Origin of the sequence: Amycolatopsis bullii (assembly GCF_014654205.1) — a bacterium.
Lineage (GTDB): Bacteria > Actinomycetota > Actinomycetes > Mycobacteriales > Pseudonocardiaceae > Amycolatopsis > Amycolatopsis plumensis.
Genome location: NZ_BNAW01000004.1, coordinates 15,812 through 42,063, shown reverse-complemented (window position 1 = coordinate 42,063; position 26,252 = coordinate 15,812). Strand labels below are relative to the sequence as shown.

At 70.7% G+C, this 26,252-nt stretch carries 26 protein-coding genes and 1 tRNA gene; 21 read left to right on the top strand and 6 right to left on the bottom strand.

The window, feature by feature from the left end; genetic code table 11:
* The first annotated feature begins 51 nt into the window (after nt 1-51).
* The 11 genes from IE317_RS06875 to IE317_RS06825 all read left to right on the top strand — a co-directional run bounded on the left by IE317_RS06875 (nt 52) and on the right by IE317_RS06825 (nt 11,480).
* The gene (locus IE317_RS06875; RefSeq protein WP_191307868.1) at nt 52-702 is read left to right on the top strand and encodes a class F sortase; all 651 of its coding nucleotides are present in this window, start codon (nt 52-54) and stop codon (nt 700-702) included.
* Between the two features lie 87 nt (nt 703-789).
* Nucleotides 790-2,178, top strand: a complete 1,389-nt coding sequence (locus IE317_RS06870) for a glycine--tRNA ligase (protein ID WP_191307407.1) — start codon at nt 790-792, stop codon at nt 2,176-2,178.
* 91 nt (nt 2,179-2,269) lie between these two features.
* Nucleotides 2,270-3,202 (top strand): ABC transporter ATP-binding protein, encoded by a 933-nt coding sequence (locus IE317_RS06865; RefSeq protein ID WP_191307405.1) that lies wholly within the window; start codon nt 2,270-2,272, stop codon nt 3,200-3,202.
* Complete coding sequence (locus tag IE317_RS06860; protein WP_191307403.1) at nt 3,199-3,939, top strand: ABC transporter permease; 741 nt, start codon at nt 3,199-3,201, stop codon at nt 3,937-3,939. Before IE317_RS06865 ends, IE317_RS06860 begins: the two co-directional genes overlap by 4 nt.
* Before the next feature lie 19 nt (nt 3,940-3,958).
* Complete coding sequence (locus IE317_RS06855; protein ID WP_191307401.1) at nt 3,959-5,173, top strand: sensor histidine kinase; 1,215 nt, start codon at nt 3,959-3,961, stop codon at nt 5,171-5,173.
* Nucleotides 5,170-5,775 carry a response regulator transcription factor gene (locus IE317_RS06850; RefSeq protein WP_103348153.1) on the top strand — a complete coding sequence of 202 codons (606 nt, stop codon included), beginning with the start codon at nt 5,170-5,172 and terminating at the stop codon, nt 5,773-5,775. The genes IE317_RS06855 and IE317_RS06850 overlap by 4 nt, the downstream gene beginning before the upstream one ends.
* A gap of 24 nt (nt 5,776-5,799) precedes the next feature.
* Nucleotides 5,800-6,453, top strand: a complete 654-nt coding sequence (locus tag IE317_RS06845; RefSeq protein ID WP_191307399.1) for a YdcF family protein — start codon at nt 5,800-5,802, stop codon at nt 6,451-6,453.
* Between the two features lie 33 nt (nt 6,454-6,486).
* Nucleotides 6,487-7,761, top strand: a complete 1,275-nt coding sequence (locus IE317_RS06840; RefSeq protein WP_191307397.1) for a deoxyguanosinetriphosphate triphosphohydrolase — start codon at nt 6,487-6,489, stop codon at nt 7,759-7,761.
* Between the two features lie 286 nt (nt 7,762-8,047).
* Complete coding sequence (locus tag IE317_RS06835) at nt 8,048-9,127, top strand: serpin family protein (RefSeq protein ID WP_191307395.1); 1,080 nt, start codon at nt 8,048-8,050, stop codon at nt 9,125-9,127.
* The gene (locus tag IE317_RS06830; protein WP_229902518.1) at nt 9,124-10,944 is read left to right on the top strand and encodes a glycosyl transferase; all 1,821 of its coding nucleotides are present in this window, start codon (nt 9,124-9,126) and stop codon (nt 10,942-10,944) included. The genes IE317_RS06835 and IE317_RS06830 overlap by 4 nt, the downstream gene beginning before the upstream one ends.
* Nucleotides 10,941-11,480, top strand: a complete 540-nt coding sequence (locus IE317_RS06825; protein WP_191307393.1) for a DinB family protein — start codon at nt 10,941-10,943, stop codon at nt 11,478-11,480. Before IE317_RS06830 ends, IE317_RS06825 begins: the two co-directional genes overlap by 4 nt.
* Nucleotides 11,481-11,487: 7 nt before the next feature.
* On the opposite strand, the gene IE317_RS06820 is transcribed toward IE317_RS06825, so the two are convergent.
* Nucleotides 11,488-12,087, bottom strand: a complete 600-nt coding sequence (locus IE317_RS06820; protein ID WP_191307391.1) for a TetR/AcrR family transcriptional regulator — start codon at nt 12,085-12,087, stop codon at nt 11,488-11,490.
* A gap of 101 nt (nt 12,088-12,188) precedes the next feature.
* Here IE317_RS06820 and IE317_RS06815 point away from each other — a divergent pair, with 101 nt between their 5' ends.
* A complete protein-coding gene (locus tag IE317_RS06815; protein WP_191307389.1) occupies nt 12,189-12,893 on the top strand; it encodes a carboxymuconolactone decarboxylase family protein in 705 nt (234 codons plus the stop codon).
* On the opposite strand, the gene IE317_RS06810 is transcribed toward IE317_RS06815, so the two are convergent.
* Nucleotides 12,890-13,339: a MarR family winged helix-turn-helix transcriptional regulator gene (locus IE317_RS06810; protein ID WP_191307386.1), complete on the bottom strand. Its 450-nt coding sequence runs from the start codon at nt 13,337-13,339 to the stop codon at nt 12,890-12,892. The genes IE317_RS06815 and IE317_RS06810 overlap by 4 nt on opposite strands.
* Nucleotides 13,340-13,363: 24 nt before the next feature.
* On the opposite strand from IE317_RS06810, the gene IE317_RS06805 reads away from it, so the two are divergent.
* From IE317_RS06805 to IE317_RS06795, 3 genes are all read left to right on the top strand, one after another.
* The gene (locus IE317_RS06805) at nt 13,364-14,722 is read left to right on the top strand and encodes an MFS transporter (protein WP_191307384.1); all 1,359 of its coding nucleotides are present in this window, start codon (nt 13,364-13,366) and stop codon (nt 14,720-14,722) included.
* A gap of 22 nt (nt 14,723-14,744) precedes the next feature.
* Nucleotides 14,745-15,311, top strand: a complete 567-nt coding sequence (locus IE317_RS06800) for a carboxymuconolactone decarboxylase family protein (RefSeq protein WP_191307382.1) — start codon at nt 14,745-14,747, stop codon at nt 15,309-15,311.
* A 63-nt stretch (nt 15,312-15,374) separates the two neighbouring features.
* On the top strand, nt 15,375-16,145 hold the full coding sequence (locus IE317_RS06795; RefSeq protein ID WP_191307380.1) for a hypothetical protein: 771 nt from the start codon (nt 15,375-15,377) through the stop codon (nt 16,143-16,145).
* Here IE317_RS06795 and IE317_RS06790 read toward each other — a convergent pair.
* Nucleotides 16,126-17,067, bottom strand: coding sequence for a sigma-70 family RNA polymerase sigma factor (locus IE317_RS06790; RefSeq protein ID WP_191307378.1), 942 nt, complete (start codon nt 17,065-17,067; stop codon nt 16,126-16,128). The two genes, IE317_RS06795 and IE317_RS06790, sit on opposite strands and share 20 nt — an antisense overlap.
* A 63-nt stretch (nt 17,068-17,130) precedes the next feature.
* Between IE317_RS06790 and dnaG the strand changes: the two genes are divergently transcribed.
* From dnaG to IE317_RS06775, 3 genes are read left to right on the top strand one after another with little or no spacing between them, the layout of a single operon-like run.
* Nucleotides 17,131-19,038 carry a DNA primase gene (gene dnaG, locus IE317_RS06785; RefSeq protein ID WP_191307375.1) on the top strand — a complete coding sequence of 636 codons (1,908 nt, stop codon included), beginning with the start codon at nt 17,131-17,133 and terminating at the stop codon, nt 19,036-19,038.
* Nucleotide 19,039: 1 nt separating this feature from the next.
* Nucleotides 19,040-19,561 carry a hypothetical protein gene (locus IE317_RS06780; protein WP_191307373.1) on the top strand — a complete coding sequence of 174 codons (522 nt, stop codon included), beginning with the start codon at nt 19,040-19,042 and terminating at the stop codon, nt 19,559-19,561.
* Between the two features lie 49 nt (nt 19,562-19,610).
* Nucleotides 19,611-20,378 carry a trans-aconitate 2-methyltransferase gene (locus IE317_RS06775; protein ID WP_191307371.1) on the top strand — a complete coding sequence of 256 codons (768 nt, stop codon included), beginning with the start codon at nt 19,611-19,613 and terminating at the stop codon, nt 20,376-20,378.
* On the opposite strand, the gene IE317_RS06770 is transcribed toward IE317_RS06775, so the two are convergent.
* Complete coding sequence (locus IE317_RS06770) at nt 20,368-20,538, bottom strand: hypothetical protein (protein WP_003097798.1); 171 nt, start codon at nt 20,536-20,538, stop codon at nt 20,368-20,370. The two genes, IE317_RS06775 and IE317_RS06770, sit on opposite strands and share 11 nt — an antisense overlap.
* Nucleotides 20,539-20,705: 167 nt before the next feature.
* On the opposite strand from IE317_RS06770, the gene IE317_RS06765 reads away from it, so the two are divergent.
* The 3 genes from IE317_RS06765 to IE317_RS06755 all read left to right on the top strand — a co-directional run bounded on the left by IE317_RS06765 (nt 20,706) and on the right by IE317_RS06755 (nt 22,305).
* Nucleotides 20,706-20,778, top strand: a tRNA-Asn gene (locus IE317_RS06765).
* A gap of 539 nt (nt 20,779-21,317) precedes the next feature.
* The gene (locus IE317_RS06760; protein ID WP_191307368.1) at nt 21,318-22,016 is read left to right on the top strand and encodes a TIGR02391 family protein; all 699 of its coding nucleotides are present in this window, start codon (nt 21,318-21,320) and stop codon (nt 22,014-22,016) included.
* A 151-nt stretch (nt 22,017-22,167) separates the two neighbouring features.
* Complete coding sequence (locus IE317_RS06755) at nt 22,168-22,305, top strand: hypothetical protein (RefSeq protein ID WP_191307366.1); 138 nt, start codon at nt 22,168-22,170, stop codon at nt 22,303-22,305.
* A 269-nt stretch (nt 22,306-22,574) separates the two neighbouring features.
* Here the strand turns inward: IE317_RS06755 and IE317_RS06750 are convergent, their stop codons facing one another.
* Both IE317_RS06750 and IE317_RS06745 read right to left on the bottom strand, forming a co-directional pair.
* Complete coding sequence (locus IE317_RS06750) at nt 22,575-23,750, bottom strand: GDSL-type esterase/lipase family protein (protein WP_229902546.1); 1,176 nt, start codon at nt 23,748-23,750, stop codon at nt 22,575-22,577.
* Between the two features lie 310 nt (nt 23,751-24,060).
* Nucleotides 24,061-26,067 (bottom strand): S1 family peptidase, encoded by a 2,007-nt coding sequence (locus IE317_RS06745; RefSeq protein ID WP_191307364.1) that lies wholly within the window; start codon nt 26,065-26,067, stop codon nt 24,061-24,063.
* Nucleotides 26,068-26,252 lie beyond the last annotated feature (185 nt).

The following is a 26,252-nucleotide window of genomic DNA, read 5'->3' as shown; positions in this document are numbered from 1 at the left end:
CGCGGCATGCCTGTCCCTGCACTGGCCACGACAGCGAAGGAGCGCACGCCCATGCAGGAGCACAACCCGGAGCCGAAGAAGGGCTCCGGCCGCTGGTGGATCGTCGGCATCGCCGGGGTGTTCGTGGTCGCGGCCCTCGTCGTGACCCTGCTCGTGTTCACCGGAAAGGATGAACCGGCCGTCGCGAACGGGGCCGGGACGCCCGTCCCGGCCGCGAACCAGTCGGCCCCGCAGGGCACCCGGCCGGACACCGGCAGCGACCCGGACCGGCTGTCCCTGCCCGGCGGCGGCACCGCGAAGCTGATCAAGGAGGACCTCGACGCCGCGGGCGCGCTGAAGATCCCGGAAGGGCTCGACGAAGCCGCCTGGTGGGGCGCGAAGCTGGGCGCCGACCACGGCGTCGCGCTGCTGTCCGGGCACGTGAACTGGAAGGGCAAGAAGGGCCCCTTCACCGAGCTCTGGCAGGTCAAGCCGGGGCAGGAGGTCAAGCTGACCGACGCCGCCGGCGGCGCGTGGGTGTACCGGATCGACACGGCCGAGACCGTGCACAAGTCGGACCTCGCCGGCCGGTCCGAGCAGCTGTTCGACCCCGACGGCCCGCACAAGTTGCTGCTCGTCACCTGCGGCGGCGAGTACGTCGGCGGCAGCGAGGGGTACGAGGACAACCGCGTCGTGACGGCGTCGCTGGTGTCGCGGCCGTAGGCTCACCTGCGCGAAAAGCGGTGGGCCCCGGCCGATACCCTGGACGTTCAGTCCTGAACCGTCCCCGCAAGCTTTTCGGAGCGTGGAGTGCCCACGAACACCATTGAGAAGATCATCAGCCTGTGCAAACGCCGTGGTTTCGTCTTCGCCAGCGGAGAGATCTACGGCGGCACCCGCTCTGCGTGGGACTACGGGCCGCTCGGGGTCGAGCTCAAGGACAACATCAAGCGCCAGTGGTGGAAGACCGTCGTCCAGGGCCGCGACGACGTCGTCGGCCTCGACTCGTCGGTGATCCTGCCGCGTGAGGTCTGGGTCGCGTCGGGGCACGTCAACGTGTTCACCGACCCGCTGATCGAGTGCCTGTCGTGCCACAAGCGCTTCCGCGCCGACCAGCTCGCCGAGGAGTTCGCGGCGCGCACCGGCAAGGAGACCAGCGAGGACGACCTGTCCGAGGTGCCGTGCCCGAACTGCGGCACGCGCGGCAAGTACACCCCGCCGCGGGACTTCAACATGATGCTGAAGACCTACCTCGGCCCGGTGGAGACCGAAGAGGGCCTGGCCTACCTCCGCCCGGAGACCGCGCAGGGCATCTTCGTGAACTTCTCCAACGTCCAGACGACGTCGCGGAAGAAGCCGCCGTTCGGCATCGGCCAGATCGGCAAGTCCTTCCGCAACGAGATCACGCCGGGCAACTTCATCTTCCGGACGCGCGAGTTCGAGCAGATGGAGATGGAGTTCTTCGTCGAGCCGGGCGAAGACGAGCGCTGGCACCAGTACTGGATCGACGAGCGCACGAAGTGGTACACCGACCTCGGCATCAAGGCCGACAACCTGCGCCACTACGAGCACCCGAAGGAAAAGCTCTCGCACTACGCGAAGCGCACCGTCGACATCGAGTACCGGTTCGAGTTCAACGCGGGCCAGGAGTGGGGCGAACTCGAGGGCATCGCCAACCGCACCGACTTCGACCTGACGACGCACTCGAACCACTCGGGCCAGGACCTGTCGTTCTTCGACCAGGCCTCGGGCCAGCGGTACCGGCCCTTCGTCATCGAGCCGGCGGCCGGTGTCGGCCGCTCGATGATGGCGTTCCTGATCGACTCCTACGTCGAGGAAGAGGTGCCGAACGCCAAGGGCGGCACCGACACCCGCGTGGTGCTCAAGCTCGACCCGCGGCTGTCGCCGTTCAAGGTCGCGGTGCTGCCGCTGTCGCGCAACGCCGACCTGACCCCGAAGGCCAAGGAGGTGGCCGCGACCCTGCGCAAGCACTGGAACGTCGACTTCGACGACGCCCAGGCGATCGGCCGCCGCTACCGCCGCCAGGACGAGATCGGCACGCCGTACTGCGTCACGGTCGACTTCGACTCGCTCGAGGACCAGGCCGTGACCGTGCGCGAGCGCGACACGATGGCGCAGGAACGCATCGCGATCGACAAGCTCGAGTCCTACCTGGCTGGCCGCCTCATCGGCTGCTGACCGCCGGGCCCGGGTACCCCTGACACCTGTCACGGCCAAGTCGTGACGCACGATCCGGGGACCCGGGCCCGCCGGGCGGCAGCCTGGGGGCATGCGAGAAACAGACATCCGGGCGGTGGCGGCGGGGGCCGCGATCCACCTCACCGGCCTGCGGAAACACTACGGTGACGTCCACGCGGTCGACGGCGTCGACCTGACGATCGCCCCGGGCGAGGTGGTCGCCCTGCTCGGCCCGAACGGCGCCGGCAAGTCCACCACCGTCGACATGATCCTCGGCCTGACCAGCCCCGGCGCCGGCGAAGTGCGCGTGTTCGGGCGCAAGCCGATCGACGCCGTCCGCGCCGGGCTGATCGGCGCGATGCTGCAGGGCGGCGCCCTGATGGACGACCTGACCGTCGGCGAGACCGTCGGCATGGTCGCGGCGCTGCACCGCAAGCCGATGCCGGTGGCCGAGGCCCTGCGCGCCGCCGGGATCGAGGAGCTGGCCGGCCGCCGCGCGAACAAGCTCTCCGGCGGGCAGAAGCAGCGGGTGCGGTTCGCCGTCGCCCTGGTCAGCAATCCCGACCTGCTGATCCTCGACGAGCCGACCGCGGCGATGGACGTCGGCACGCGGCGCGAGTTCTGGCAGTCGATGTACTCCTTCACCGAGTCCGGCCGCACGGTCCTGTTCGCCACGCACTACCTGGAAGAGGCCGAGGAGTTCGCCGACCGGGTGGTGCTGATGCGCCGCGGCCGGATCGTCGCCGACGGGTCCGTCGCCGAGGTCCGCGCGCTGGCCGGCGGGCGCACCCTGCGCGCCGCCGTCCCGGGCGCCACCGAGGCGGTGATCGCCGCGTTGCCCGGGGTCAAGGAGTTCGAGCTGCGCGGCGACCGCGTCGCGATCTCCACCGCCGACTCCGACGCCACGCTCTGGGCGCTCAAGGCCGCGGTGCCGGCCGTGCACGACGTCGAGATCAGCGCCGTCGGCCTCGAAGGCGCCTTCCTGTCCCTGACCGCCGACGAGACCGCGGAGCCCGTGCGATGAACGCCACCTACCTGCTCACCGAGATCCGCCGGAACTTCCGGGCGCCGCGGTTCCTGATCTTCGTCGTCGCGTTCCCGGTGCTGATGTTCCTGTTGCAGGCCAACGTCTTCACCAAGACGAGCGACCCGGACCACGCGCAGATCGCGGCCGTGATCATGATCGACATGATGACGTTCGGGGTCTTCGCCGCGGCGACCAACAGCGGGGCCCGACTGGCCCTCGAACGCGCCGTCGGCTGGCAGCGGCAGCTGCGCCTGACCCCGCTGACCGGCACCGGTTACCTGGCGGGCAAGGGGATCTCCGGGATGCTCGTGGGGCTGCCCGCGCTCGTGCTCGTTCCGCTGCTGGGCGTCCTGGCCGAGGGCGTGCACGTCGACGCGAGCGGCTGGGTCCGCATCTTCGCCGGCATCTGGCTCGGCACGATCCCGCTGGTGCTGCTGGGCCTGCTGCTCGGCCAGTTCGGCACGCCGGACTCGATGCAGCCGATCAACATGCTCGTCACGTTCGGCATGGGGTTCCTCGGCGGCCTGTGGATCCCGCTGGAGACGATGCCGTCCTGGATGCACGACCTCGCGCAGATCATGCCGACCTACTGGGTGCTGCAGGTGGTGCGGCCCGCGGTGACCACCGACATGCTCGTCTCGCTGCCCACGGCCGCCGGGGTGCTCGGGGCCTGGACGGTCGTGCTGGGAGCCCTGGTGATCAGGCGTTACCGTAAGGACAGCGCCCGCGTCTGAGGGCCGGAGGGGAACGGCGATGGCGGAGACCGGGAAACGCAGCTTCGGGCTGGACAGCAAGGAATCGTGGTGGGTGGACCCGCTGCCCGACGCCCGCAAGCACGGGCCTGGCGGCTGGCGCTGGCCGTTCATGGCGGTGGTCTTCCTGCTGCCGTTCCTCCTCCCGGTCACCCGCTCGCTGCTGGCCCAGCCCGCGGTCACCGCGGGGCTCGTGCTCACCGCCCTCGTCGTCTACGCCTATTCCGCGTGTTATGCGGTGTTCCCGTTCGTCTTCGACCGGGAACGCCGCGTGAAGCTGGCCTTCTGCATCACGATGAACGTCCTGGGGCTCGCCTCGCTGGCGGTGGCCGCCGGCAGCGGGTTCGTCCTGCTCTACGGCACGGCGGTGGTCGTGTTCCTGGTTCCGGCCGCCTGGGCGGTGATCATCGACCTGCCCACACTGGCCGTCGGCGCGGTGATCCTGCTGGCGCGAGGCCGGTTCCTGGACGGCTACGGCGACCTGATCACGGTCGCCTCGATCACCCTGGCCATGTTCTTCATGGCCAACCTCGTCCGCGCGGTCCGGCGGCTGGAACGCGCGAACGAGGAGATCGCCACGCTGGCCGTGGCGAACGAACGGGAACGGCTGGCCCGCGACCTGCACGACCTGCTGGGGCACAGCCTCACCACGATCACCGTCAAGGCGGGGCTGGCCCGGCGGGTGCTGGAGAGCGCCGGGGACATTCCGCGAGCGGTCGAGGAGATCCGCGAGGTCGAAGGCCTCACCCGCAGCGCGCTGTCCGACGTCCGCGCCACCGTGTCGGCGAACCGCGAGGTGTCGCTGTCGGCGGAGCTCGTGGGCGCTCGCGCGGCGCTGCGGGCCGCGGAGATCGACGCCGACCTGCCGCACGCCGTCGACAACGTCCGGCCCGAGTTCCAGCCCACCTTCGGTTACGTGCTGCGCGAAGCCGTCACGAACGTGCTGCGGCACTCCGGTGCCAAGCGGGTGCGCGTGCGGCTGGGCGGCAACTGGCTGGAGATCGAGGACGACGGCACCGCCACCGACGTCGTCGCGGGCAACGGCCTGCGCGGGCTGTCCGAACGACTGGCCGCGGCCGGGGGGACGCTGCGGACGTCGGTCCGGCCCGGGGGAGGATTGACCGTGCGGGCGGAGATCCCAGCCGGGATTCCAGGGCCCGAACCGAGCCCGGCCACCCCGGCCGTGCGCGCCGAACCCGCGGGAGGACTCGCTTGATCCGGGTGCTGCTGGCCGACGACCAGGCCATGGTCCGCGGGGCGCTGGCCACCGTGCTGGGCCTCGAGAACGACATCGAAGTGGTCGGGCAGGTCGGCTCGGGCGACGAGGTGGTGGCCGCCGCGCGCGAGGCCAAGCCGGACGTCGCCCTGCTGGACGTCCAGATGCCGGGCAAGGACGGCCTGGAGGCCGCGGCCGACCTGCGGGCGGCGCTCCCGTCGTGCCGGGTGATCATCTGCACGACGTTCGGCCGTCCCGGCTACCTCGCCCGGGCGATGGCGGCGGGCGCGGCCGGGTTCGTCGTCAAGGACGCCCCGCCGGAGCAGCTCGTCGAAGCCGTCCGCCGAGTCCACAGTGGACTGCGGGTGGTGGATCCGGCGCTGGCGGCGGAATCCCTGGCCACCGGGGCCAGCCCGCTCACCGGGCGGGAGCGGGACGTGCTGCGGGAGGCCAAGGACGGCAGCACGGTGGCCGACGTCGCCCGGGCCCTGCACCTCTCGGAAGGCACCGTCCGCAACCACCTGTCCGCCGCCATCGGCAAGACCGGGGCGCGGACGCGGGCCGAAGCGGTGCGCGTCGCCGAGGAGCGTGGCTGGCTCTGAGCCGCGTCTGAAACAATGGGCCGGGTGGGTACCGCTGAACGCAGCAAACCGTCGGTCGCGAGCTGGGTGCGCCGGATCGTCTTCGGCACGGTCCTCGTGCTGGTGGCGCTGATCGGCGGCACCGCGTTCCGGGTCTGGCAGGTCGCCCGCGACAACGACCGGACCCCCGCCGACGTCATCGTCGTGCTCGGCGCGGCCCAGTACAACGGCAAGCCGTCGGACATCTACGCCGCCCGGCTGGCGAAGGCCAAGCAGCTCTACGACACCGGCGTCGCGAAGACGATCGTCACCGCGGGCGGCAAGAAGGCCGAGGACAACTACACCGAGGCCCGGGCCGGCCAGCTCTGGCTGACCCGGCGCGGGGTGCCGGCGTCGGCGACGCTCGCCGTCGGCGAAGGCAGCGACACGCTGCGCAGCCTGCGCGCGGTCGCCCAGCAGGTGGAGGCCCGCGGCTGGCGGACGGCGGTGCTGGTCAGCGACCCGTGGCACTCCTTCCGCGCCCGCACCATGGCCGGCGACCTGGGCCTGGACGCCTGGACCGCACCGACGCACAGCGGGCCGATCGTCCAGGAGCGCGTCACCCAGGTGCGGTACATCGTCCGCGAGACGGGGGCACTGCTGTACTACCGGCTGACGAAGACGCCCGCGGACGACCTGTTCGCGACCTTCCTGAGCTGAGCTTTTGTCGGTGGGCGCATTTAGGCTGGTCGGGTGAACTACACCGAGCACGACACCGCCCGCCTGCTGCCGGAGCCGGCCAAGGGCGCGGCGCTGCCCGGCGCGCGGGCGGACGGGCGCAGCGCGTTCTCGCGCGACCGGGCCCGGGTGCTGCACTCCGCGGCGCTGCGGCGGCTCGCGGGCAAGACCCAGGTGGTCGGGCCGGGGGAGGGCGCCGAGGTCACCGGCGTCCCGCGCACGCGGCTGACGCACTCCCTGGAGGTCGCCCAGATCGGCCGCGGCATCGCCGACGAGCTGGGCGCCGACCCGGACCTGGTGGACACCGCGGGGCTGGCGCACGACATCGGGCACCCGCCGTTCGGGCACAACGGCGAGCGCGCGCTCGACGAGGTGGCCGCCGCCTGCGGCGGGTTCGAGGGCAACGCGCAGACGTTGCGCATCCTCACCCGGCTGGAGCCCAAGCTGCTGTCCGCTGAGGGTGACCCGGTCGGGCTCAACCTGACCCGCGCGTGCCTGGACGCGACCACGAAGTACCCGTGGCCGCGCCGGCCGGGGCAGGTGAAGTACGGCGTCTACGGCGACGACGCCGGAGTGTTCGAGTGGTTCCGCGCCGGGGCGCCGGCGGAGCAGCGGTGCCTGGAAGCCCAGATCATGGACTGGGCCGACGACGTCGCGTACTCGGTGCACGACGTCGAGGACGGCGTGCTGGCCGGCCGGATCAAGCTGCGGGTGCTCGCCCACCCGGACGAGCGCGCGGCCGTCGCCGAGGCCGCCGCCAAGCACTTCTCCGCGCAATCGGTGTCCACTTTGGAGGATGCGGCGGCGGAACTGCTGGCGCTGCCGGTGGTGGCGGAGCTGGCGTCGGCCGAGCCGGACGGTTCGCCGGGCGCCCAGGTCGCGTTGAAACGCCTGACGAGCGAGCTGGTCGGCCGCTTCACCACGGCGGCGGTCACGGGCACGCGCGAGAAGTTCGGCGAGGGGCCGCTGACGCGTTACCGGGCGAACCTGTGCGTCCCCGAGCAGGTGGCGGCGGAGGTCGCCCTGCTGAAGGCGCTGGCCCTGCGGTACGTGATGAGCGACCGCCGGCGGCTGGCGATGCAGGAGGGGCAGCGCGAGCTGCTGGCCGAGCTGGTCCACGCACTGGCCCGCCGGGCCCCGGAGTCCCTCGACCCGCTGTTCGTCCCGGCCTGGAACACCGCCGCGGACGACGCCGGCCTGCTCCGCGTGGTCGTCGACCAGGTCGCCTCCCTCACCGACGCCCAGGCCCACGCCTGGTACTCCTGGCACGTCACCCGCCACCACCGCTGAACCCGTGATCGAAGAGGCATCACGCGTGTCCGAAGGGGCATCACCCGTGTCTGGAGGGGCATCACCCGTGTCTGGAGGGGCATCACCCGTGATGGGAGGGGCATCAGGGTGATGCCCGCCTGATCACGCGAGATGCCTCCCCCATCACGGGTGATGCCCGCCCAATCACGCGAAATGCCTCTTGGCGCACGGTCGGCGGTGCGAAAGTTTCGCCGGATTTGTCATGCTCGGGTGGAGTTGCGCGTGGGGGGCCGGTGGGGGGTGGCGTTCCGGTACTCTCGCCCGCATGGCCACGGACAGCCACCTCCGGTTCGCCCTCGCCGTCCACGCGGCCCTCGGTGCCGAGGGCGGGAACTCCTGCTTTTCGCCGTATTCGGTGGCCAGTGCGCTGACCCTCGCCGCGCACGCCGCCCGGGGACGCACGCGGGAGGAGCTCGTCGCGCTGCTCGGTGACCCGGGTGCGCAGACCATCCTGCTGCGGGAGGCCACCCAGCTCACCGAAGACGAGCCCGAGCTCGCCGTGGCCAACACGCTGTGGGCCGACGACCGGCTCCCGCTCGAGGACGCCTTCAAGGCCGAGCTGGCCGAGTGGCCCGGGGCCGCCGTCGCGAGCGCGCCCTTCGAAAAGGCATTCGAATCCGCTCGCGCGCTGATCAACGACGACGTCGGGCGCACCACGCGCGGCCTGATCCCGCAGCTGCTGCCGCCCGGCTCGATCGACTCCGACGTCGCCGCCGTGCTCGTCAACGCGCTCTACCTCAAAGCCGCGTGGAAACTGCCGTTCCGCGAAGCCAACACCAGCGACGCCCCGTTCCACGCCCCGTCCGGCCCGCGGGACGTGCCGACCATGTGGCTCAGCGAGAAGCTCGGCTACGCGCACGACAGCGGCTGGCAGGCGGTGCAGCTGGCCGCGGCCGGTGGCCTGCAGGCCGTCGTGCTGCTGCCCGACGGCGACCTCGCCGAGGCGGAATCCCGGCTCGACCAGGCCACGCTGACCAGCCTGCTCGGCAAGATCCGCTTCAAGCCGGTGGAACTGTCGCTGCCCAAGATTTCGCTCGACGTCTCCAGCAAGCTCGCCGGCGTGCTGCACGGCCTCGGCGTGCGCACGCTGTTCACCGACGACGCCGACCTGACCGGCCTCTCGCCGGATCCGCGGCTGACCGTGTCCGAGGTGCTGCACCAGGCCGTGCTGCGCGTCGACGAACAAGGCTTCGAGGGGGCCGCGGCCACCGCGCTGGTCATGCGCCTCACCTCGATGATGATCGACGACCCGGTCGCCGTGACGGTGGACCGGCCGTTCCTGCTGCTGGTCCGGCACGCCGGAACCGGGGCGCTCTACTTCCTCGCCAGGGTGGTCGAACCGTGAGCTTGAAGTCCGAAGCCGTCCCCGAGCTGGTGCCGCCCGCTCCCGAACCCCCCGAAGGCCCGAAGCGCTGGGCTTGGCAGGACTCCGCGATCACCGGCGGGTTCCTGCTGTTCACGATCCTGCTCTACAACGGGCTGTGGTTCGACCTCAAGCGCGGCTACCTCTGGAACGGCGGCGCCGACCAGAGCCAGTGGGAGTGGTACTCGACGGTCGTCGCGAAGGCCGTCCTGCACTTCCAGAACCCGTTCACCACCGACCTCCAGAACTACCCGCTCGGCGTCAACATGGCGGCGAACGCGGCGATGTTCGGCCTGAACATCCCGCTGGCGCCGCTCACGCTCACCTTCGGCGCCACCCTCACCTGGGCGATCGTGCTCACCGCCGGCCTCGCCGGCACCGCGACCGGCTGGTACTGGGTCTTCTCCCGGCACCTGGTGCCGAACCGGACCGCGGCCGCGATCGGCGGCGCGTTCTGCGGCTTCGCGCCGCCGATGATCTCGCACGGCAACGCGCACCCGAACTTCGTCGTGCTGTTCGTGCTGCCGTTCATCGCGCTCAAGACGATCCAGATCGCGCGCGGCGAACGCCCGGTGCGCAACGGCATCGTGCTCGGCCTGCTCGTCGCGTGGCAGATCCTGCTCGGCGAAGAGCCGCTGGCCATCTTCGCGCTCGCCTTCCTCGTGTTCGCGGTCGCGTACCTGATCCCGCACCGCGCGGAGATCAAGGGCATGCTGGCGCCGCTGGGCAAGGGCGTCGGGATCGGCGCGGTCGTCGCCCTGCTGATCGCCGGGTTCCCGTTGTACTGGCAGTTCTTCGGCCCGCAGAGCTTCCACTCGCTGCTGCACGGTTCCGCGGGCAACGACACGGCCGCGTTCACCCGGTTCGCGACGCAGTCGGTGGCCGGCGCGCCCGAGGCGGCCGCGGACGTCTCGATGAACCGCACCGAGGAGAACGCGTTCTTCGGCTGGCCGCTGATCGTGCTCATGGTGGTGCTGACCATCTGGCTGTGGCGTGACGTCGTTTCGCGGGCGCTGGCGATCACGATGTACGTGATGGCCCTGCTCTCGCTGGGCATCGAGATCACCGTCGCGCACGAGGACACCGGTATCGCCGGGCCGTGGAAGTGGCTGGGCCAGCTGCCGCTGCTCGACTCGCTGCTCGAATCCCGGCTCGCGATGGGCTGCATCCCGGCGGTGGGCGGGCTCCTGGCGATCGCGACGCACCGCGTCTGGACGGCGGCGACCCAGCTGCCGGAACCGCTCGACGGCAAGCCGGCGTTCCCGCTGCGGATGATCTGGATCGGCGCGGTGGTGGCCGTGCTGCTGCCGATCGCGCCGACGGAGCTGGTGACGCACCAGCGTCCCCTCTCGCCGCCGTTCTTCGCCGACGGGATCTGGCGCCAGTACGTCGCCCCGGGCGGTTCGCTGGTACCGGTGCCCCTGCCGAGCACCGGGGAGGCCGAGCCGCTGCACTGGCAGGTCGACGCGGGCCTCGGCTACCCGATGCCGGAGGGCTACTTCGTCGGCCCCACCTCCCCGGACGACCGCCGCGGCCGGTACGGCGCCGTCCCGCTGCCGACGTCGGACCTGTTCGCGCAGGTCGAGCGCACCGGTCAGGCGGCGGAGATCACCGAGGCCGATCGCACGCAGGCGCTCACGGACCTGCGGAAGTGGAAAGCGAGCGTGCTCGTGGTCGGGCCGCGGCAGAACCAGGAAGCGCTGAAGTCCACCGTGGATCTGCTGCTGCGGAAGCCGGCGGAATTCGTCGGCGGCGTGTGGATCTGGGACGTCCGCCCGTTGACGGCGTCGGCTTCGTGACCACTGTGGACGAAGAGGGCCGGCCCGAGCCGCCCCTCGACGGCGACGAAGCGGCCACGCTGCTGGGCTTCCTCGACTTCCACCGCGCGACGCTGGCCTGGAAGTGCGCGGGGCTGGACGCGGCGGCCCTGCGCGCGACGCACCCGCCGTCCACGATGACGCTCGGCGGGCTGCTCAAGCACCTGGCCTACGTGGAGGACCACTGGTTCTCCCACGTGCTGTGGGGCCGGGACCGGATGGCGCCCTTCGACGCCGTCGACTGGGCTGCCACGCCGGACTGGGACTGGGATTCCGCGGCCGGCGACACCCCGGAGCAGCTGCGCGAGCTCTGGGCGGCCGCGGTCGAGCGGTCGCGGGCGGCGGTGGCGGAGGCCGTGGCGGACGGCGATCTGGCGCAGCGGGCCCGGCGTCCCCGGCGGGACGGCAGCGCGCCGACCCTGCGCTGGATCCTGGTCCACATGGTCGAGGAGTACTCCCGCCACAACGGCCACGCCGACCTGGTCCGCGAGGCGATCGACGGCAGCACGGGGGAGTAGCCGGCCGCTACCGCCGCAGGCCCACCAGCTTGACCAGGAACCGGTCCAGCTGCTCGGCCGCGGGCGGCCAGGGCAGGTCGGGCTCGTTGATCCGCTGGGCCAGCATGCCGTTGACGGCGGTCCGCAGGTCGATGGCGACGGTCGTGGCGTCGTCGGCCGGGGCGACACCGGCGTCCATGCACGCCTGGACCGCCTCGACCGTGCGGGCGACCATCACCTCCTTGAACGGCATCCCGTGCCGCCGGTGGACCGCGCTTTCGTGGAGCACCTTGTAGAGCCCGGGGTGCTCCTGGGCCCACGCGGCCTGCGCCAGGATCCGGGCGCGGAGGGCGTCCGCCGGGCCGGCGGCCGCCGCGGCGGCCTCGTCGCCGGCCGCGACCAGTTCCTCGTGGCAGCGCCGCATGGCGGCCAGCACCAGGGCGTCGCGGTCCGGGAAGTGCAGGTAGACCGACGTCGCCGCGATCGACACCGCGCGCGCGACCGCCCGCAGGGACAGTGCCTCGTCGTCGGCGAGTTCGTCGAGCATGCCGACGGCGGCCGTGACGATCTCTTCGCGCAGCAGCTCGCCCTTGCCGCGGGCGTTCGGGCGGCGTCTGGTCTCTTCCATCGGCGCCCAGTGTAGCTGGACACCCATTGCGCTACAGGTGTAGCGTCATTCGCACTACAGCTGTAGCGCTACGTACGTTCAGCAAACTGAGGGAGCAGAGCTTGACCACCACCGAAACGCCGTCGAACCTCGAACGGCTGGCCGCACTCGACCCGGTTTTCGCCCAAATGGTCGGGGCCACCGCGCGGTACGTCCGGTCGATCCCCGAGCTGACCGACCGCGAGAAGACCTTCCTGTGCGTCACGGCCGACGTCTGCCAGGCGAGCCTCGGCCTGGCGTTCGCGGCGCACGTGCGGGCCGGGCTGGCGGCCGGAGTGTCCACAGGGGACATTCGTGAGCTGCTGCGGTTCGTCTCGTACGACTGCGGTTACCACGCCGCCACCGCCGGCATCGAGCGGATCAGCGAGCTCGAAGCGCAGCTCGGCCTGCCGCGCCCGGACGCCGAACTGCTGGCCCCGGAACTCGTGTCGACCGGGCCGGACGCGGCGCCCAGCCCGCTGCCGGACGCGGTGCGGGCCCGGTTGACCGAGCTGGACCCGCACTTCACCGGCTACTTCGACCTGCAGTCGCGGATGCGTACCGGGCACGGGCCGGGCACGCTCAGCGAGCGCGAGCGCGGGCTGGTCAGCCTCAGTGTCGACGTCCACTACCAGACCCTGGCCGACACCTTCCGCACGCACGTCGGGCGCGCGCTGCGGGGCGGTGCGGCGCCGGAGGACGTCCGGGCGGCCCTGCGGTTCAACGCCCAGTTCGGCGTCACCCGGGCGTGGCACGCCTGGGAGGCGCTGAACGCGATCCTGGCCTAACCGAGGACCTCGCCCGCGAGCCGGCTCAGGTAGCCGGCGAAGCGCTCGCGGTCCTCCTCCGCCCAATGGCCCACCAGCGCTTCGAACGCCTGACGCTGGTGGGCCCGTGAAGCGTCGAGGAATTCCTTCGCCGTGTCGGTGAGGGTGAGGACTGCGCGTCGCGCGTCGCGTGTCGACGTCGAGCGCGCGACGAAGCCCTCTCGCGCCGCTTCGGCCACCATCCGGCTGGCCACCGAGCGGTCGACGCCCAGCTGGCGGGCCACGTCCGCGACGGTCACCTCGTCGCCCGCCGTGCCGTCGACGGCCTGGATGACGAACAGGTTCGGCACGGTCCACGACGGCGGGGTGTCCTCGCCGAACCGCTCGACGACGTCCGGGGCCCACTGGCGCGCCCAGTGCCGGACCAGGCGGAACAGGGCCGGTCCACCCTCGATTGATGCGTGCATAAGACACGTTATAACGTGTGCTTTATGCACGCATCTCGGAACCTCGCCTACGCCGGCCTCCTGCTCGGCATGGCCATGGCCCAGCTGGACGGCCTGGTCCTGACCGCGGCCCTGCCGTCGATCGGCGCGGACCTGCACGCCCGCACCGGGCTCGTCGCGGTCACCGCCGCCGGCCTGCTGACCGTGACCGTCGCGACGCCGCTGCACGGCAGGCTCGGTGACCTGTACGGCCGCCGGGTGTCCTTCACGCTGTCGGTTCTCGTGTTCGCCGCCGCCTCCGCGTGGTGCGCCGCCGCGCCCGATCTCGGGTCGCTGATCGCCGCCCGCGCGCTGCAGGGGCTGGGCGGCAGCGGCCTGATCGTCACGGCGATGAGCGCGCTCGGCGAGCTGTTCGACCGCGACGAGCTGCTGCGCCGCCAAGGCTGGCAGACGGCCGTCTTCGCGGCCGCCACGCTCGGCGGACCGCCGCTGGGCGGCCTGCTCGCGGCCGGTCCCGGCTGGCGGTGGATCTTCCTGGTCAACCTGCCGCTGAGCGTGCCCGCCCTGGTCCTCGGCTTGCGCGGACTGCCCGCGAAACCGCGTCAGGACAAGGAGAAGTTCGACGTCCCGGGCAGTGCGCTGCTGACCGTCGCGGGTGCCGCCGTCGTCGCGCTCGGCACGGTCGATGCGTTCGCCAGGAGTCCACTGTGGACGCCGGTGTTGCTGGGAACGACCGTCGGGGCGGGTTTCCTGTTCGTCCGGCGGCAGCGCCGCACGCCGAGCCCGCTGATCTCGCCGAAGGTGTTCGCCGACGCCGTCCTCAAGCGCGCGGTGGTGGTCAACGGCCTGGCGGGTGCCGCGCTCTACGGCACCTTCACCTACGTCGCCCTGGTCGCCGCTTCCGGTGCGGGCGCGGCGGGCACCGGGCTGCTGCTGGCCGCCATGACCGCGGGACAGCTCGTCCTGTCGGCGTCCTTCGCCGCACTGGCCCGGCGGCACCCGGACCTGACGGCGTGGGGCCGGGCCGGCTGCCTGCTCGGCACGGCCGGGCTCGCCGCGATCGCCGTCGCGGCGGCCTTCGGCGGCGCACCCGGGCTCCTGGCCCCGGGCCTGTTCGCGATCGGCGCGGCCTTCGCCGTCTGCACGTCCGCCTACACCGTGCTCGGCCAGACGCGGGCGGACCGGGCGCTGCTGGGCGTCACGCTGGGGTCGCTGACCTTCGCCCGGCAGGCCGGTGGCCTGGGCGGGGCCGCGGTGTTCGGCTGGCTCGCGCTCGCCACCACCGGCGGGCTGGCCGCGCCGGGCCTCACCGTCGTGTTCGCCGCGGCGGCGGTGACGATGCTGGTGGCCTGGCTCACAGCGCCCGGTGTCACGTCGGCCGACGCCGTCTCGTCCAGCTCGTAGACACCGGACGAAGGAGACCGCCATGCCGCGCATCACCGCGAAGAAGACCTCGGAAGCCGGGCCGCTGACCAGGCTGTTCTACCGGATCGCCGGCCGCCGCTACGGCGCCGTGCCGGAGCCGATGGCCGTCGTCGCGCACCACCCCGGCCTGCTGCGGGCGAACGTCGTGCACGAACTGCTGGTGGAACGCGCCTCCAAGAAGCTGGCGGCGAACGTCCGCGAACTGGCCGTGTACCGGGTCGCGACGCGGATCGGCTGCTCGTGGTGCGTCGACTTCGGCACCATGCTGCAGAAGCACGACGGCCTCGACATCGAGCGGCTCACGAAGATCGACGACTACGCCACCTCGCCCGCGTTCAGCAGGCAGGAGCGGCTGGCGCTCGCCTACGCCGACGCGATGTCCGGCGACCGGGTGACCGTGACCGACGAGCAGGTCGCCGAGCTCGAGCGCGAGTTCGGCCGCGACGGCGTCCTCGAGCTGACCTACCAGATCGCGCTGGAGAACTCCCGCGCCCGGATGAACAGCGCGCTCGGCATCGTCGACCAGGGCTTCACCTCCGGCGACGCGTGCCGGGTCCCGCTCCCGTAGGAGGCGCCGAACCCGACCCCGGTGGGACGCGCCACCGGGGTCCGGCGCGGGACCGTTCTGCACATGCACCTCGTCGCCAGTGAACGGATCAAGCTCTTCAGCATCGCCACGCCCTGGGTGTGCGGCACCTTCACCGTGGTGGCGCTGGTTTTCCCGGCCGCGATCGCCGCGCTCAGCGCCGGGGAGGCCCACCTGCCGCCCACCGTCGCCAGCACGCAGTCCGGCTACCAGCTCGCGATGGTCGCCGTGCTGGTGCTGGCCGCGCTCGCCGTCACGAGCGAGTACCACTCCGGCACGATCCACGGCACCTTCCAGGCCGTGCCGAGCCGGACGCCGGTGCTGCTGGCCAAGGCCGCGCTCGTCGCCGGCTACGCCTTCCTGCTGGGCGAGGCCGGCGCGTTCACGGCCTGGCTGGTGGCCCGGGTCCTCGCCCCGGACGCCGACCTCGTCCTGGAGAGCGCCGCGGACTGGCGGATCGTCGCCGGGACCGGCCCGGTGTTCGCCCTCGCCGCGGTCTGCGGGGTCGGCGTCGGCCTGCTCGTGCGGTACACGGCCGGCGCGGTGGCCGTGCTCGTCGCCTACCCGCTGATGGTCGAGAACCTCGTCCAGCTCATCCCGCGGGCCGGGCAGGCGATCCACCGGTGGCTGCCGCTGAACGCCGTCACGAAGTTCCTCAGCGGAAGCGGGGAGGCCAACGCGGGCCGGGACGGCGGCAACGCCGCGGTCCTGTCCGATTCGCCGCTGGGCCCGGGCTGGGCGCTGGCCTACTTCGGGCTCTTCGCCGCCGTCCTGCTCGCGGCCGGGATCGTGCGGGTCAAGCGCCGGGACGCGTGATCCGGGCCAGCTTGTCGGGGTTGACCACGTCGTAGATCGCCACGATCTTCCCGTCGCGGACGGTCATCGCCTGCACGTGCTCGTCGAGGGCGAAGAGGCCGTCGCGGGCCGGTTGCGGAGCGAGGTACACCCCGAGGTCGCCGTTGACGAGCACCGGCGTGCCGCTGGTGAGCACTCCGGACGGGTACTTCCTCGTGAGGCCCACGAAGAAGCGGGCGATCTTGTCCGGGCCGACGATGAGCTGGCGCGTGGTCCGGCCCTTGCCGTTCGAGTCGCCGATGAGCACGACGTCCGGGGCCAGCAGCTCGGTCATCGCCCGGACGTCGCCCGCCTGCAGGGCGACGACGAACTTCTCGAGGACCTTCGCCTGATCGTCCAGCGGGATGCGCGGCGCCGGGTCCGCGTCGGCGAGGGCCTTGCGGCCGCGGGAGGCGTACTGGCGCGCGGCGTCGACCGAGACGCCGAGCGCGTCCGCGATCTCGGCGAACGGCACCGAAAAGGCGTCGTGCAGCACGAACGCGACGCGCTGCTCCGGCGTCAGCTTGTCGAGGACGACGAGCGCGGCCATCCGCAGCCCGTCGTCGCGGACCGCGACGTCCAGCGGGTCTTCGCTGACCGGCCGCCCGAACGGCGTGACGACCGGCTCGGGCAGCCAGTTGCCGACGTAGCGCTCCCGCTGCGCGGCGGCCGACTTGAGCCGGTCGAGGCAGATCCGGCCGACGACCGTGGTCAGCCAGCCCCGCAGGTCGCGGATCGCCGCGCGGCCCGCGTCGTCCAGCCCGGCCAGGCGGAACCAGGACTCCTGGACGGCGTCCTCGGCGTCGGCGCGCGTGCCGGTCAGCCGGTAGGCCACCCCGATCAGGTGACTGCGGTGCTCGGCGAACTGCGCGGCGAGCGTGTCCTGGGCGGTGGAGGAGGCCATGCCAAGAGTGTGCCGGATGAGGTCGCATCTCCCCGTGGACGAGGTCCGATCTATTGTGGTGAGGTGGCAGGACGGATTCGGGAGAGCGACATCGCGGAGGTGCGCGAGCGGAACCGGATCGACGAGGTCGTCGGGGAGTACGTGGCGCTGCGCCGCGCCGGCGGGGGCAGCCTGAAGGGCCTCTGCCCGTTCCACAACGAGAAGACCCCGTCGTTCAACGTCCGCCCGACGCACGGCACCTTCCACTGCTTCGGCTGTGGCGAGGGCGGTGACGTGATCAAGTTCATCCAGAAGATCGACCTGATCTCGTTCGTGGAAGCCGTCGAGCGGCTGGCCGACCGGGTCGGCATCCGGCTCACCTACGAAGGCGGCGGCGCGACGATCCAGCGCGACCGCGGCAGCCGCACCCGGCTGGTCGAGGCGCACCGCCTGGCGCAGGAGTTCTACGCCGAGCAGCTGATCACCGACGAGGCGCGCCCGGCACGGGACTTCCTGTCCGAGCGCGGGTTCGACGCCGCCATGGCGAAGACGTTCGGCTGCGGGTACGCACCCGGCGGCTGGGACAAGCTGACGAAGTTCCTGCTCAACCGCGGCTTCGAGGTCAAGGAGCTGCTCACCGCGGGGCTGTCCAAGGAGGGCCAGCGCGGCCCGATGGACCGGTTCCACCGGCGGCTGGTCTGGCCGATCCGCGACGTCGGCAACGACGTCGTCGGCTTCGGCGCGCGGCGGCTGTTCGAAGACGACCGCATCTCGGCGAAGTACCTGAACACGGCGGAGTCGCCGATCTACAAGAAGTCCCAGGTCATGTTCGGCCTCGACCTGGCCAAACGCGAGATCGCGAAGCGGCACCAGGTGGTCGTGGTCGAGGGTTACACCGACGTGATGGCGATGCACGCGGCGGGCGTGCCGACGGCGGTCGCCTCCTCGGGCACGGCGTTCGGCGAAGACCACATGAAGGTGCTTCGCCGGCTGATGATGGACGACGACGCCTTCCGCGGCGAAGTCATCTTCACCTTCGACGGTGACGAAGCAGGTCAGAAGGCCGCGTTGAAGGCGTTCGAAGGCGACCAGACCTTCGCCGGCCAGACGTACATCGCGGTCGCGCCGGACGGCATGGACCCGTGCGAGCTGCGGCTGGCCAAGGGCGACAGCGCGGTGAAGGACCTGGTCGCGCGGCGCACGCCGCTGTTCGAGTTCGTCATCCGCAGCACGCTCAAGAACTACGACCTCGACTCGGTCGACGGGCAGGTCGCGGCGCTGCAGAAGACCGTGCCGATGGTGGCGTCGATCAAGGACCGCGCGGCCCGGGACGGCTACGCGTCGAAGCTCGCCTGGTGGGTCGGCTGGCAGGACGTGGCGCAGGTGGTCAACCGCGTCCGCGGCAGCGCGGGCGCGACGGACAAGCGCGGCGGGGCGCCGATGCGGCAGCCGGCGCGGGCCCAGACGGTGCCGGCCGCCGCTCCCACCCAGGACATCGCCCGCCCGGCGCCGAAGGACCCGCGGTTCGCCGTGCAGCGCGAAGCGTTGAAGGCGGCGCTGCAGCAGCCCGCGATCGCCGGGCCGGAGTACGACGCCCTGCCGCTGGAGGCGTTCACGCACCCGGTGTACGTGGCCGTCCACGAGGCCGTCCTGAAGGCGGGCGGCGCGGGTTCGGGCCTGACCGGGCCGGCGTTGCTGGACGCGGCCGCCCCGCACTGTCCGGAAGGGACGGTCCGGCGGGTGCTGTCGGAGCTGGCCGTGGAACCGTTGCAGGCCAAGGACGAGGTCGACTCGCGGTACATCTCCTCGATCCTCGCGCGGCTGCAGGAAGGCCTCGTCGGGCGGCAGATCGCGGAGATCAAGGGGAAGCTGCAGCGGCTGTCGCCGGTCGAAGCGCCGGACGACTACCGCGCGCTGTTCGGCGATCTGGTCGCGCTGGAGCAGTACAAGAAGTCGCTGGGCGAGCAGGCCGCCGCCGGCGCGTGGGGCTGAGATGGGGTTCCTCCGCCGGTTGCTGGGCGACCGCACACCTCCGGGTTTCACCGGTGCGCTCGCGCCGGGCGAAGAAGTCGTGGACAGCGCCCCGGTCGAGGGCGGCGGCCACCTCGTGGTGACCGCACTGGGGCTGTGGATCCCCGCGGACGACGGCCCCCGCCGCGTCGGCTGGCACCTCGTCGCCAAGGCGACCTGGGCGGACGGCGTCTTCACGCTGACGGAGTCGTCCGAGGCGGGGACGGCGGGTGCGGCGGTCGTGCTGGCCGACCTCCCGCCGGTGCGGTTCCGGCTGCCGGCGCCGGGCAAGGTGCCGCGCGAGGCCTACCAGCGCGTCGAGGGCTCGATCCGCTCGCGGCACCGGCAGGAGATCGGCGCCGGGGGAGCGTGGTTCGTCCAGCGCAAGGTGCCCGGCCGCGACGGCACCGTGCTGCAGGTCCGGCCGGACCCCGGCACCGACGCCGCACTGGTCGAGGCCATCGCCGAGCAGGCCGCCGCGAAGCTGGTCAACCCGGCGGAATAGCAGTACGCTCGTACTCAGTACAGGCGTACTGTTATTTCCGGAGGTGGCCATGTGGGATCCCGGCAAGTACCTCGACTACGCCGACCTGCGGGCCCGGCCGTTTTACGATCTGGTCTCCCGCATCGGGGCGTCGGCCCCGCGGCGCGTCGTCGACCTGGGCTGCGGCCCGGGCAACCTGACCGTTTCGCTCCGTGAACGCTGGCCGTCGGCGACGCTCGAGTGCAGTGACAGTTCACCCGAAATGGTGACCGCCGCCCGCGCTCGCGGCCTCGACGCGGCACTGCTCGACGTCCGCGACTGGACGCCGGCGCCCGACACCGACGTCGTCGTGTCGAACGCCGTCCTGCAGTGGGTGCCGGACCATTCGTCGTTGCTCCGCCGCTGGGCTGCCGCACTGCCCGCGGGCGCCTACCTGGCGGTGCAGGTGCCGGGTAACTTCAACGCGCCTTCGCACGTGCTGACCCGCGAGCTGGCGGCGTCACCGGCCTGGGCGTCGCGCTTGGCCGAGGTGGTGCTGCGCGAGGACGACGCGGTGTCGGCCCCGCAGGAGTACGCGAACCTCCTGGCCGACGCGGGCTGCGCCGTCGACGCCTGGGAGACGACGTACGTGCAGCCGCTGCACGGGCCTTCGCCGGTGCTGGAGTGGATCACCGGCACGGCGCTGCGCCCGATCCGCGCGGCCCTGTCCGACCCCGAGTGGGAGCAGTTCCGCGCCTCGCTGGCGCCTCGCCTGGCCGACGCCTACCCGGCGCGGCCCGACGGGGTCACCTGGTTCGAGTTCCGCCGCGTGTTCTTCGTGGCCCGCGTCAGCGCTTGAGCTTCTCCCCGATCTTCGCGCGCGCCACACCGGCGGCGCCCTGGACCATCGGGTGGTCGACGACCCGGCGGTAGGTGCGCACGAGCTGCTCGTACCGCCCCCGGCCTGCCTTGGCGCCCAGTACGTACCCCAGGCCTGCCCCCAGCAGGAACTTCTTCATCCGCGTCCACGCCTTCCGTCGTTAGGTCGTCCGACTGTCCATTGTCCAGGAAAACCGCCCGGGCGGGGGCGGTTGCGCTAAGTGGGGGGTGGTGTGCGGCGCTTCCGGGGCATGGTCTAAAGTTCTTCTCGTCGGTCGGAGAGACCGGCACCGGAAGTGAGCAACATTCCCCTGTAGCTCAACTGGCAGAGCATTCGGCTGTTAACCGGAGGGTTCTTGGTTCGAGTCCAAGCGGGGGAGCAAAGCCCAGGTCGCTGACCTGGGCTTTTTTGCTACCTACGGGTAGGGGCGATTTAGTGTCTATCTTGACGACCGTCCAATGATCGGCCTGCTGACCTGTAGGACCGGGCTGCCGTGGTCCGTTGGCTGGCCGCGTCGGCATCAAGACGCAACCCTGTGGGCTCGGCGGCTGACCGGATGTGCCATGCCGCATGTGACATCGTGCCCCGCTCCTCTCTTTGGTTCTGGAGTTCAGAGATCGAAGGCCGTGAAGTCGGCCGGTGTGCTCGGTCGAGCGGGCGTCCGTGGCACTGCTCAGTCCGGGGCCTTGAAGTTGATGTCTGTGACCGGAGGCCTGGCCGGCTGTGTTGTCGGTGCCGCCATCGTGCTGTCGAGTGATCTGAAGGAACCCGGCGGGCAGGTCGAAGTCGGTACGGGACTGCGTTCAACGACGCAAGTCACAGAGGTGGTCAGATCGCAGCGTCCTTGTGCACCCGTAACAAGGTCGGCTTGGTCGACGACGGTAGGGCGCGACGACGACGAGAGGACGCCGAACTCCGATGACTTGGACGCGGCCGAGGGCCGAGACGCTGGCCCTGCCGATCGACGCGCTCGCCTTGTTGATGTTGCACGACTACAAGGCTGGAGATGGATGGAACTGGCAGAACTGGATGAGGGGCGCCGAGCAACAGGGGACCGCCAGGGATCGTGAGATCGGCCGCGCGCTGTCGGAAGGCTGGAGTTGGTTGATGACTCACGGTCTGGTCGTACGTGATCCGTCGCAGTCGTCTGCAGACGCATATGTCGTCAGTCGCTTGGGCGAGGAGACGTTACGGTACGGCGTCGGCAAGCTCGCTGCTGCCGAACGGCTGGGGATGTCGCTGCACCCGCGCATTGCCCAGCTGGTCGAGCAGCAATTCCTACTCGGTGAGTACGACGTCGCCGTGTTCGTGGCCATGCGAGAGGTGGAGATCCGCGTCCGGGACCTCGCCGGCGCGTCGGACTCGGACCTGGGCACCAAGCTGATCGACAAAGCGTTCGCTCCCGGGATCCCCGGGGTTTTGGTCGACCCCAAGGCTGAGCCAGGCGAACAGCAGGCGATGCTGAACCTCTTCAAAGGGGCGATCGGGATGTTCAAGAACCCGACGTCGCACCGAGCCGTGAAGTACGAGGACCCGGCGGTCGCCAGCGATGCGGTCCTGTTGGCTGATCTGCTCCTGCGGCTGCTCGACGGTGTCGAGGACCGGCCGGCTGCTTGATCAATCGCCTGGTTCGCGACGTTGTCTTCCGTCTGGGAGACGAGACCAGGCGCTTCGGCGCGTTTCAGGAGCTCACGTGTCTCGGCTTCGCAGCCGGATTCCCCAAGCCCGCGCGGCGGCAGCCGAGATCTCCTCGACGACAGTGGCATCGATGCCGGGCACGCAGCTGTACCTGCCACCCGATCTGGGGAACGTCGCCGATGACTTCCGTGGCCGGGCGATTGCTGACGGTGCGCCGCTTGAGCGGATACATCGTCCACAAAGTGTGTCGTTCGGGCTCGCCCTGTGACTGCCCCCGAACTCGGGTCGGCAACTGACGGGGACGTCTTTGACCAACGAAGACAGTGCTGGTGATCCCCTCACTGCCAGGGTGAGAGGACGCGCCGCGTTCATTACGATCGAACGTGCGAATGGCATGCGTCCCCCGCTTCCGCGAAGCGCTTCGGGACCAGGATAGGGGTCAGTGCCCTCGCCCACTTCTTGCTGACGTGCCCCCGTCGGCGCGGCCCGTCTGCGCTGATGCAGAGGCACGCAGGCCGCCTCGAGACGGTAATCCGTTCAGTTCAAGGTGGACAGGTCGATTGAGTCGGCCATCACGGCGTAGCCGCTGTCGTTGAGGTGGATGCGGTCGCCGCTGTCCCACGCGGGGTTGACCCAGTTCTGGTAGTCGGGTGCGCCGGCGTGGGGGTAGTTCGGGTCGGTGTTGCGCACGATCGCGTCGAAGTCGATGACCGCGTCGAAGTGGTCGTCGGTGCGGATGAACTGGTTGACCTGGACACGGTTGGTGTCCTTGACGTCGTCGTCGCCGAACCATCCACCGCGGCGCGGGGTCACCGTGGCACCGACGACTCGGAGGCCGGCGGCGTGTGCCCGGTCGGCGAGCTGTTCGAGTCCGTCGATCAGGGTGGCGGCGTCCGTGCCCAGGTAGAGGTCGTTGGAGCCTTCGGCGATGATCACCGTCCGGGCGCCGTTGTGGCCGAGTACGTCCCGGTCGAACCGTTGGGCCGCGGTCGGGCCGATTCCACCGGGGGTGATCAGGGCGTTGCCCGCGACCCCTTCGTTGACGACCGACAGCGGCGTGCCCGCGGCCTGCAACCTGCGCGACAGCACGTCCGGCCAAGTGGTGAAGGTGTTGACCGTGGCGTGTGCTCCGTCGGCGACCGAGTCACCGAGGACGATCACGGCGCCGGTGGTGTGGCCACCGGCCACCTCGATGCCGGACACCCAGGCCACGTTGATCCCGCGGCCCGGATACGGGCCGGGATCGGCTGTGTGGTCCCCGGCGCCGCCGCCGAAGTCGGTGCAGTACTCGCCGACCAGCCCGAGTTCGTGGTTGGGGTACTCGGTGACGGATCCGGCGGAGTACACGCTGACCGCGAGTTGCTCGCCTGCGGTGACGGGCATGGGTACCGGGTCGCTGAACACCTCGCCGCCGGCCGGGATCGTGACCACGGGTCGGCCGCCGAAGGTGACGTTGTGCAGGGTGGCGGGGACGATGGTGCTGTCGGCGGCGCGTTGCGCGACGGTGACCCGGTTGAACGTGGTGGGCGTGCGGACGAACTGGTTGGTCAGCCGGATGCGGATCTGCGTGCCGTCCGCGCTGACGCGTTCGGCGTTGCGGCAACTGAAGTTCGAGGCGTTCAGCGGCACCGCCTCGTGCATGGCAGTGCCCCAGGCCGCGATCCACTGGGTGCCGGTGGTTCCCGAGGATGCCGACCCGGCCACGCACGCCACGGCGGTCAACGCAGCCAGGCTGACGCCGATGCTTCTGATCCGCGGGTTCACCAACTGCTCCCAGTTCGTAACGGTGTAGATGCGATTCGTTCGGGTTCACCATTGCTGCGCAAGCACTTTGGTGAATGAGAGCCCGGCGTGATCAACAACACGGGGCTACCGCCGCCATCGGGCACATCGCGGGCGGGGTAGGGCAGTGACGTGGATCGTTGGGACCGACTCCCGTGGTCACCTTGTCGCTGTTCAGCTCAGGTCGGGTGCACCATGGACGGTGTCGTCGTGGGTACGACGACACCGTCCGGTGTCTCGACTATTGTCCGAGGTCTGTCCACGGTCCCTGAAGGTTGTCGCTCTGGACGAGGCATTGCCCTGTCCGGACGATTCCGATGCGGTTGCCGGCCAGGTCGAAGGCGGTTGTCTTGTCGGAGGAGGCGAGCCAGCCGAGGTGGGGGAGAGTGTCGTCTTTGACCCAGACTTCGTTGTTGGTCCGGAGGACGCCGATTCGGGTGCCGTCTAGGCGGATTGTGGTGACCGTACCTCGCTGGGTGTCCCATGGGGTGGTCCAGCCGCCTCTGAGGTCGCCGTCCTTGATGTAAACGTTTCCGTTCTTGATGGCGGCGAAGCGTTGACCGGAGAGAGCGAAGTCGGTGGTTGCGTCGATCTCGGCGCACCAGCCGAGGTCGGGGAGAGTGTCGTCTTCGACCCAGACTTCCTTGTTGGTCAGGAGAACGCCGATTCGGGTGCCGTCGACGTGCACTGTAGTGACTGTGCCTCGCTGGGTGTCCCATGGAGTGGTCCAGCTGCCGTAGAGGTTGCCGTCCTTGATGTAGACGTTTCCGTTGTGGACGGCGGCGAGGCGTTCGCCGGAAAGGTCGAAGTCGGTGATGTCGGTGGATTCACGGATCCAGCCCACGCCGGGGAGAGCGTCGTCCTTGATCCAGAGGTCGCCGTTGGCCAAGAGAACACCGACGCGAGTCCCGTGCACCCCGATCTTGGTCACCGGGTTGTCGTGGCCGTCCCACTGTAGGCTCCATGCGCCGTTACCGTCTTTGAGGTAGGCGGAGCCGTTCTGAAGACGCATCGCGCGGGTATCGGTCAGCGCGATGTCCGTAGCGTAGGTGATCTGCCGGATCCAGTCGGTGATGTTGTCGATCCGGGATTCGGTGCCGCCTTGGCGGGTTTCCGCGACGGCGAGGCAGCCGTGCTGCCAGGACGTGCTGTGCAGTGCGACGAGTTCGGTGGCGGTCCCGATCTGGCGCAGGGCCGGGCCGCCTGCGTCGCCCTGGCAGGTGTCCATCCCGCCGGTGCTGGTGATGGTCGTGGTGGTGTCGGTGGTCGCAGCGACGGTGACCGGTGCGATCCGGGCCTGGTTGGGCACCCAGGTGTCGGCCGTGCGGCCGTACCCGACAGCGGTCAATGTCTCGCCGGGGGCGGGTGCGGTCGTGCTTAGTGCCGGTGGCGTGATGTCGGTGACCGGGGTGTCCAGGTGGCCGAGAGTCACATTGGTGCCGGCCTTCGGCGTGACGGAGGTGACGTGCGCGATTCGCCCGGCGTTGGTGGCGGTGCGGCCCAGCGTGACAGTGGTCGGCTGGGGAGGTGCCCCGGTCTGGAGTCCGGCGTCGCCGAAGCAGGTTGTGGCGGTGAGGATCCAGGAGCTGTTGATCAGCGTGGCGGTGCAGGAACGTCCACCAGCTCCAGGATGCCCGACGTCCAGCCGACCGACGAACGGGTATGCCCCGTCGGGTGCTGATGAGCCACCGCTGATCGTCGGGCTGGCCGCCGTGGCAGGCGTGCCGGCTGTGAGTTGCAGCAATGTGGTCGGCGGGTCGCCTGGCTTGGCTCCGACGCCGACCGGTGTGGGCCCGCTGGGGTTCACCTGGACCGTCGTGTGCTGCCCGGCGTCCGTGGTCAAGTCAGCCTGGACCTGGTGGCCGGTGCCGGCCACCTGGCCGTCGCCGCGGATCTCGAAGACCGCGGGCACTTTCAGCGACAACTGCGCAGGCGTTGAGAGGATTTTGAAACAAATCCTCCCGCTGGCGCCGGCGGAGGTATTGCTTGTGCGGACCCGGAGAAGACCGATGTTCCCCTCCGGGGGTGTTGCGCAGTCGGCGAACACCAGATTGCCGTCACCGGAGATCAGCGTGACGTTGTAGGTCGCTTGGATCGTAGCGGCACCAGGGTAGGCGTAGTCTTCGACCAGCGCAGCCTGCTGGTCACCATCGACTGTGGCGGCGATTGCCATAGGTTCGGCGGCCAGAATGCCTGGAAGGATGGCTACGGCGAGTGTGCTCGCGAAGAGCGCGATCCGCTTTTGCATGAGTCCCCCTCGTTGTGTCGGATGCGACGCTCTGTTCACTTCGGCCGCGACATGACGTCCGTCGGCACCGCGAAAGCACCCCGGCACCCATGTCCGATTTATCCGTTTACTGGGCCTGCGAGGTGAACGTCGTCCAGCTCTATCGCGAAGAGGCGGACATTTTTTTCTGGGACCGGCGGTGATCT

Coding starts and splice junctions, on each gene's coding strand:
- IE317_RS06805 (WP_191307384.1), top strand. CDS start 13,364: ATGCACGCATCTCGGAACCTCGCCTACGCCGGCCTCCTGCTCGGCATG.
- IE317_RS06865 (WP_191307405.1), top strand. CDS start 2,270: ATGCGAGAAACAGACATCCGGGCGGTGGCGGCGGGGGCCGCGATCCAC.
- IE317_RS06760 (WP_191307368.1), top strand. CDS start 21,318: ATGACTTGGACGCGGCCGAGGGCCGAGACGCTGGCCCTGCCGATCGAC.
- IE317_RS06800 (WP_191307382.1), top strand. CDS start 14,745: ATGCCGCGCATCACCGCGAAGAAGACCTCGGAAGCCGGGCCGCTGACC.
- IE317_RS06835 (WP_191307395.1), top strand. CDS start 8,048: ATGGCCACGGACAGCCACCTCCGGTTCGCCCTCGCCGTCCACGCGGCC.
- IE317_RS06855 (WP_191307401.1), top strand. CDS start 3,959: ATGGCGGAGACCGGGAAACGCAGCTTCGGGCTGGACAGCAAGGAATCG.
- IE317_RS06790 (WP_191307378.1), bottom strand. CDS start 17,067: ATGGCCTCCTCCACCGCCCAGGACACGCTCGCCGCGCAGTTCGCCGAG.
- IE317_RS06780 (WP_191307373.1), top strand. CDS start 19,040: ATGGGGTTCCTCCGCCGGTTGCTGGGCGACCGCACACCTCCGGGTTTC.
- IE317_RS06795 (WP_191307380.1), top strand. CDS start 15,375: ATGCACCTCGTCGCCAGTGAACGGATCAAGCTCTTCAGCATCGCCACG.
- IE317_RS06770 (WP_003097798.1), bottom strand. CDS start 20,538: ATGAAGAAGTTCCTGCTGGGGGCAGGCCTGGGGTACGTACTGGGCGCC.
- IE317_RS06775 (WP_191307371.1), top strand. CDS start 19,611: ATGTGGGATCCCGGCAAGTACCTCGACTACGCCGACCTGCGGGCCCGG.
- IE317_RS06755 (WP_191307366.1), top strand. CDS start 22,168: ATGCCGGGCACGCAGCTGTACCTGCCACCCGATCTGGGGAACGTCGCC.
- IE317_RS06860 (WP_191307403.1), top strand. CDS start 3,199: ATGAACGCCACCTACCTGCTCACCGAGATCCGCCGGAACTTCCGGGCG.
- IE317_RS06745 (WP_191307364.1), bottom strand. CDS start 26,067: ATGCAAAAGCGGATCGCGCTCTTCGCGAGCACACTCGCCGTAGCCATC.
- IE317_RS06810 (WP_191307386.1), bottom strand. CDS start 13,339: ATGCACGCATCAATCGAGGGTGGACCGGCCCTGTTCCGCCTGGTCCGG.
- IE317_RS06820 (WP_191307391.1), bottom strand. CDS start 12,087: ATGGAAGAGACCAGACGCCGCCCGAACGCCCGCGGCAAGGGCGAGCTG.
- IE317_RS06875 (WP_191307868.1), top strand. CDS start 52: ATGCAGGAGCACAACCCGGAGCCGAAGAAGGGCTCCGGCCGCTGGTGG.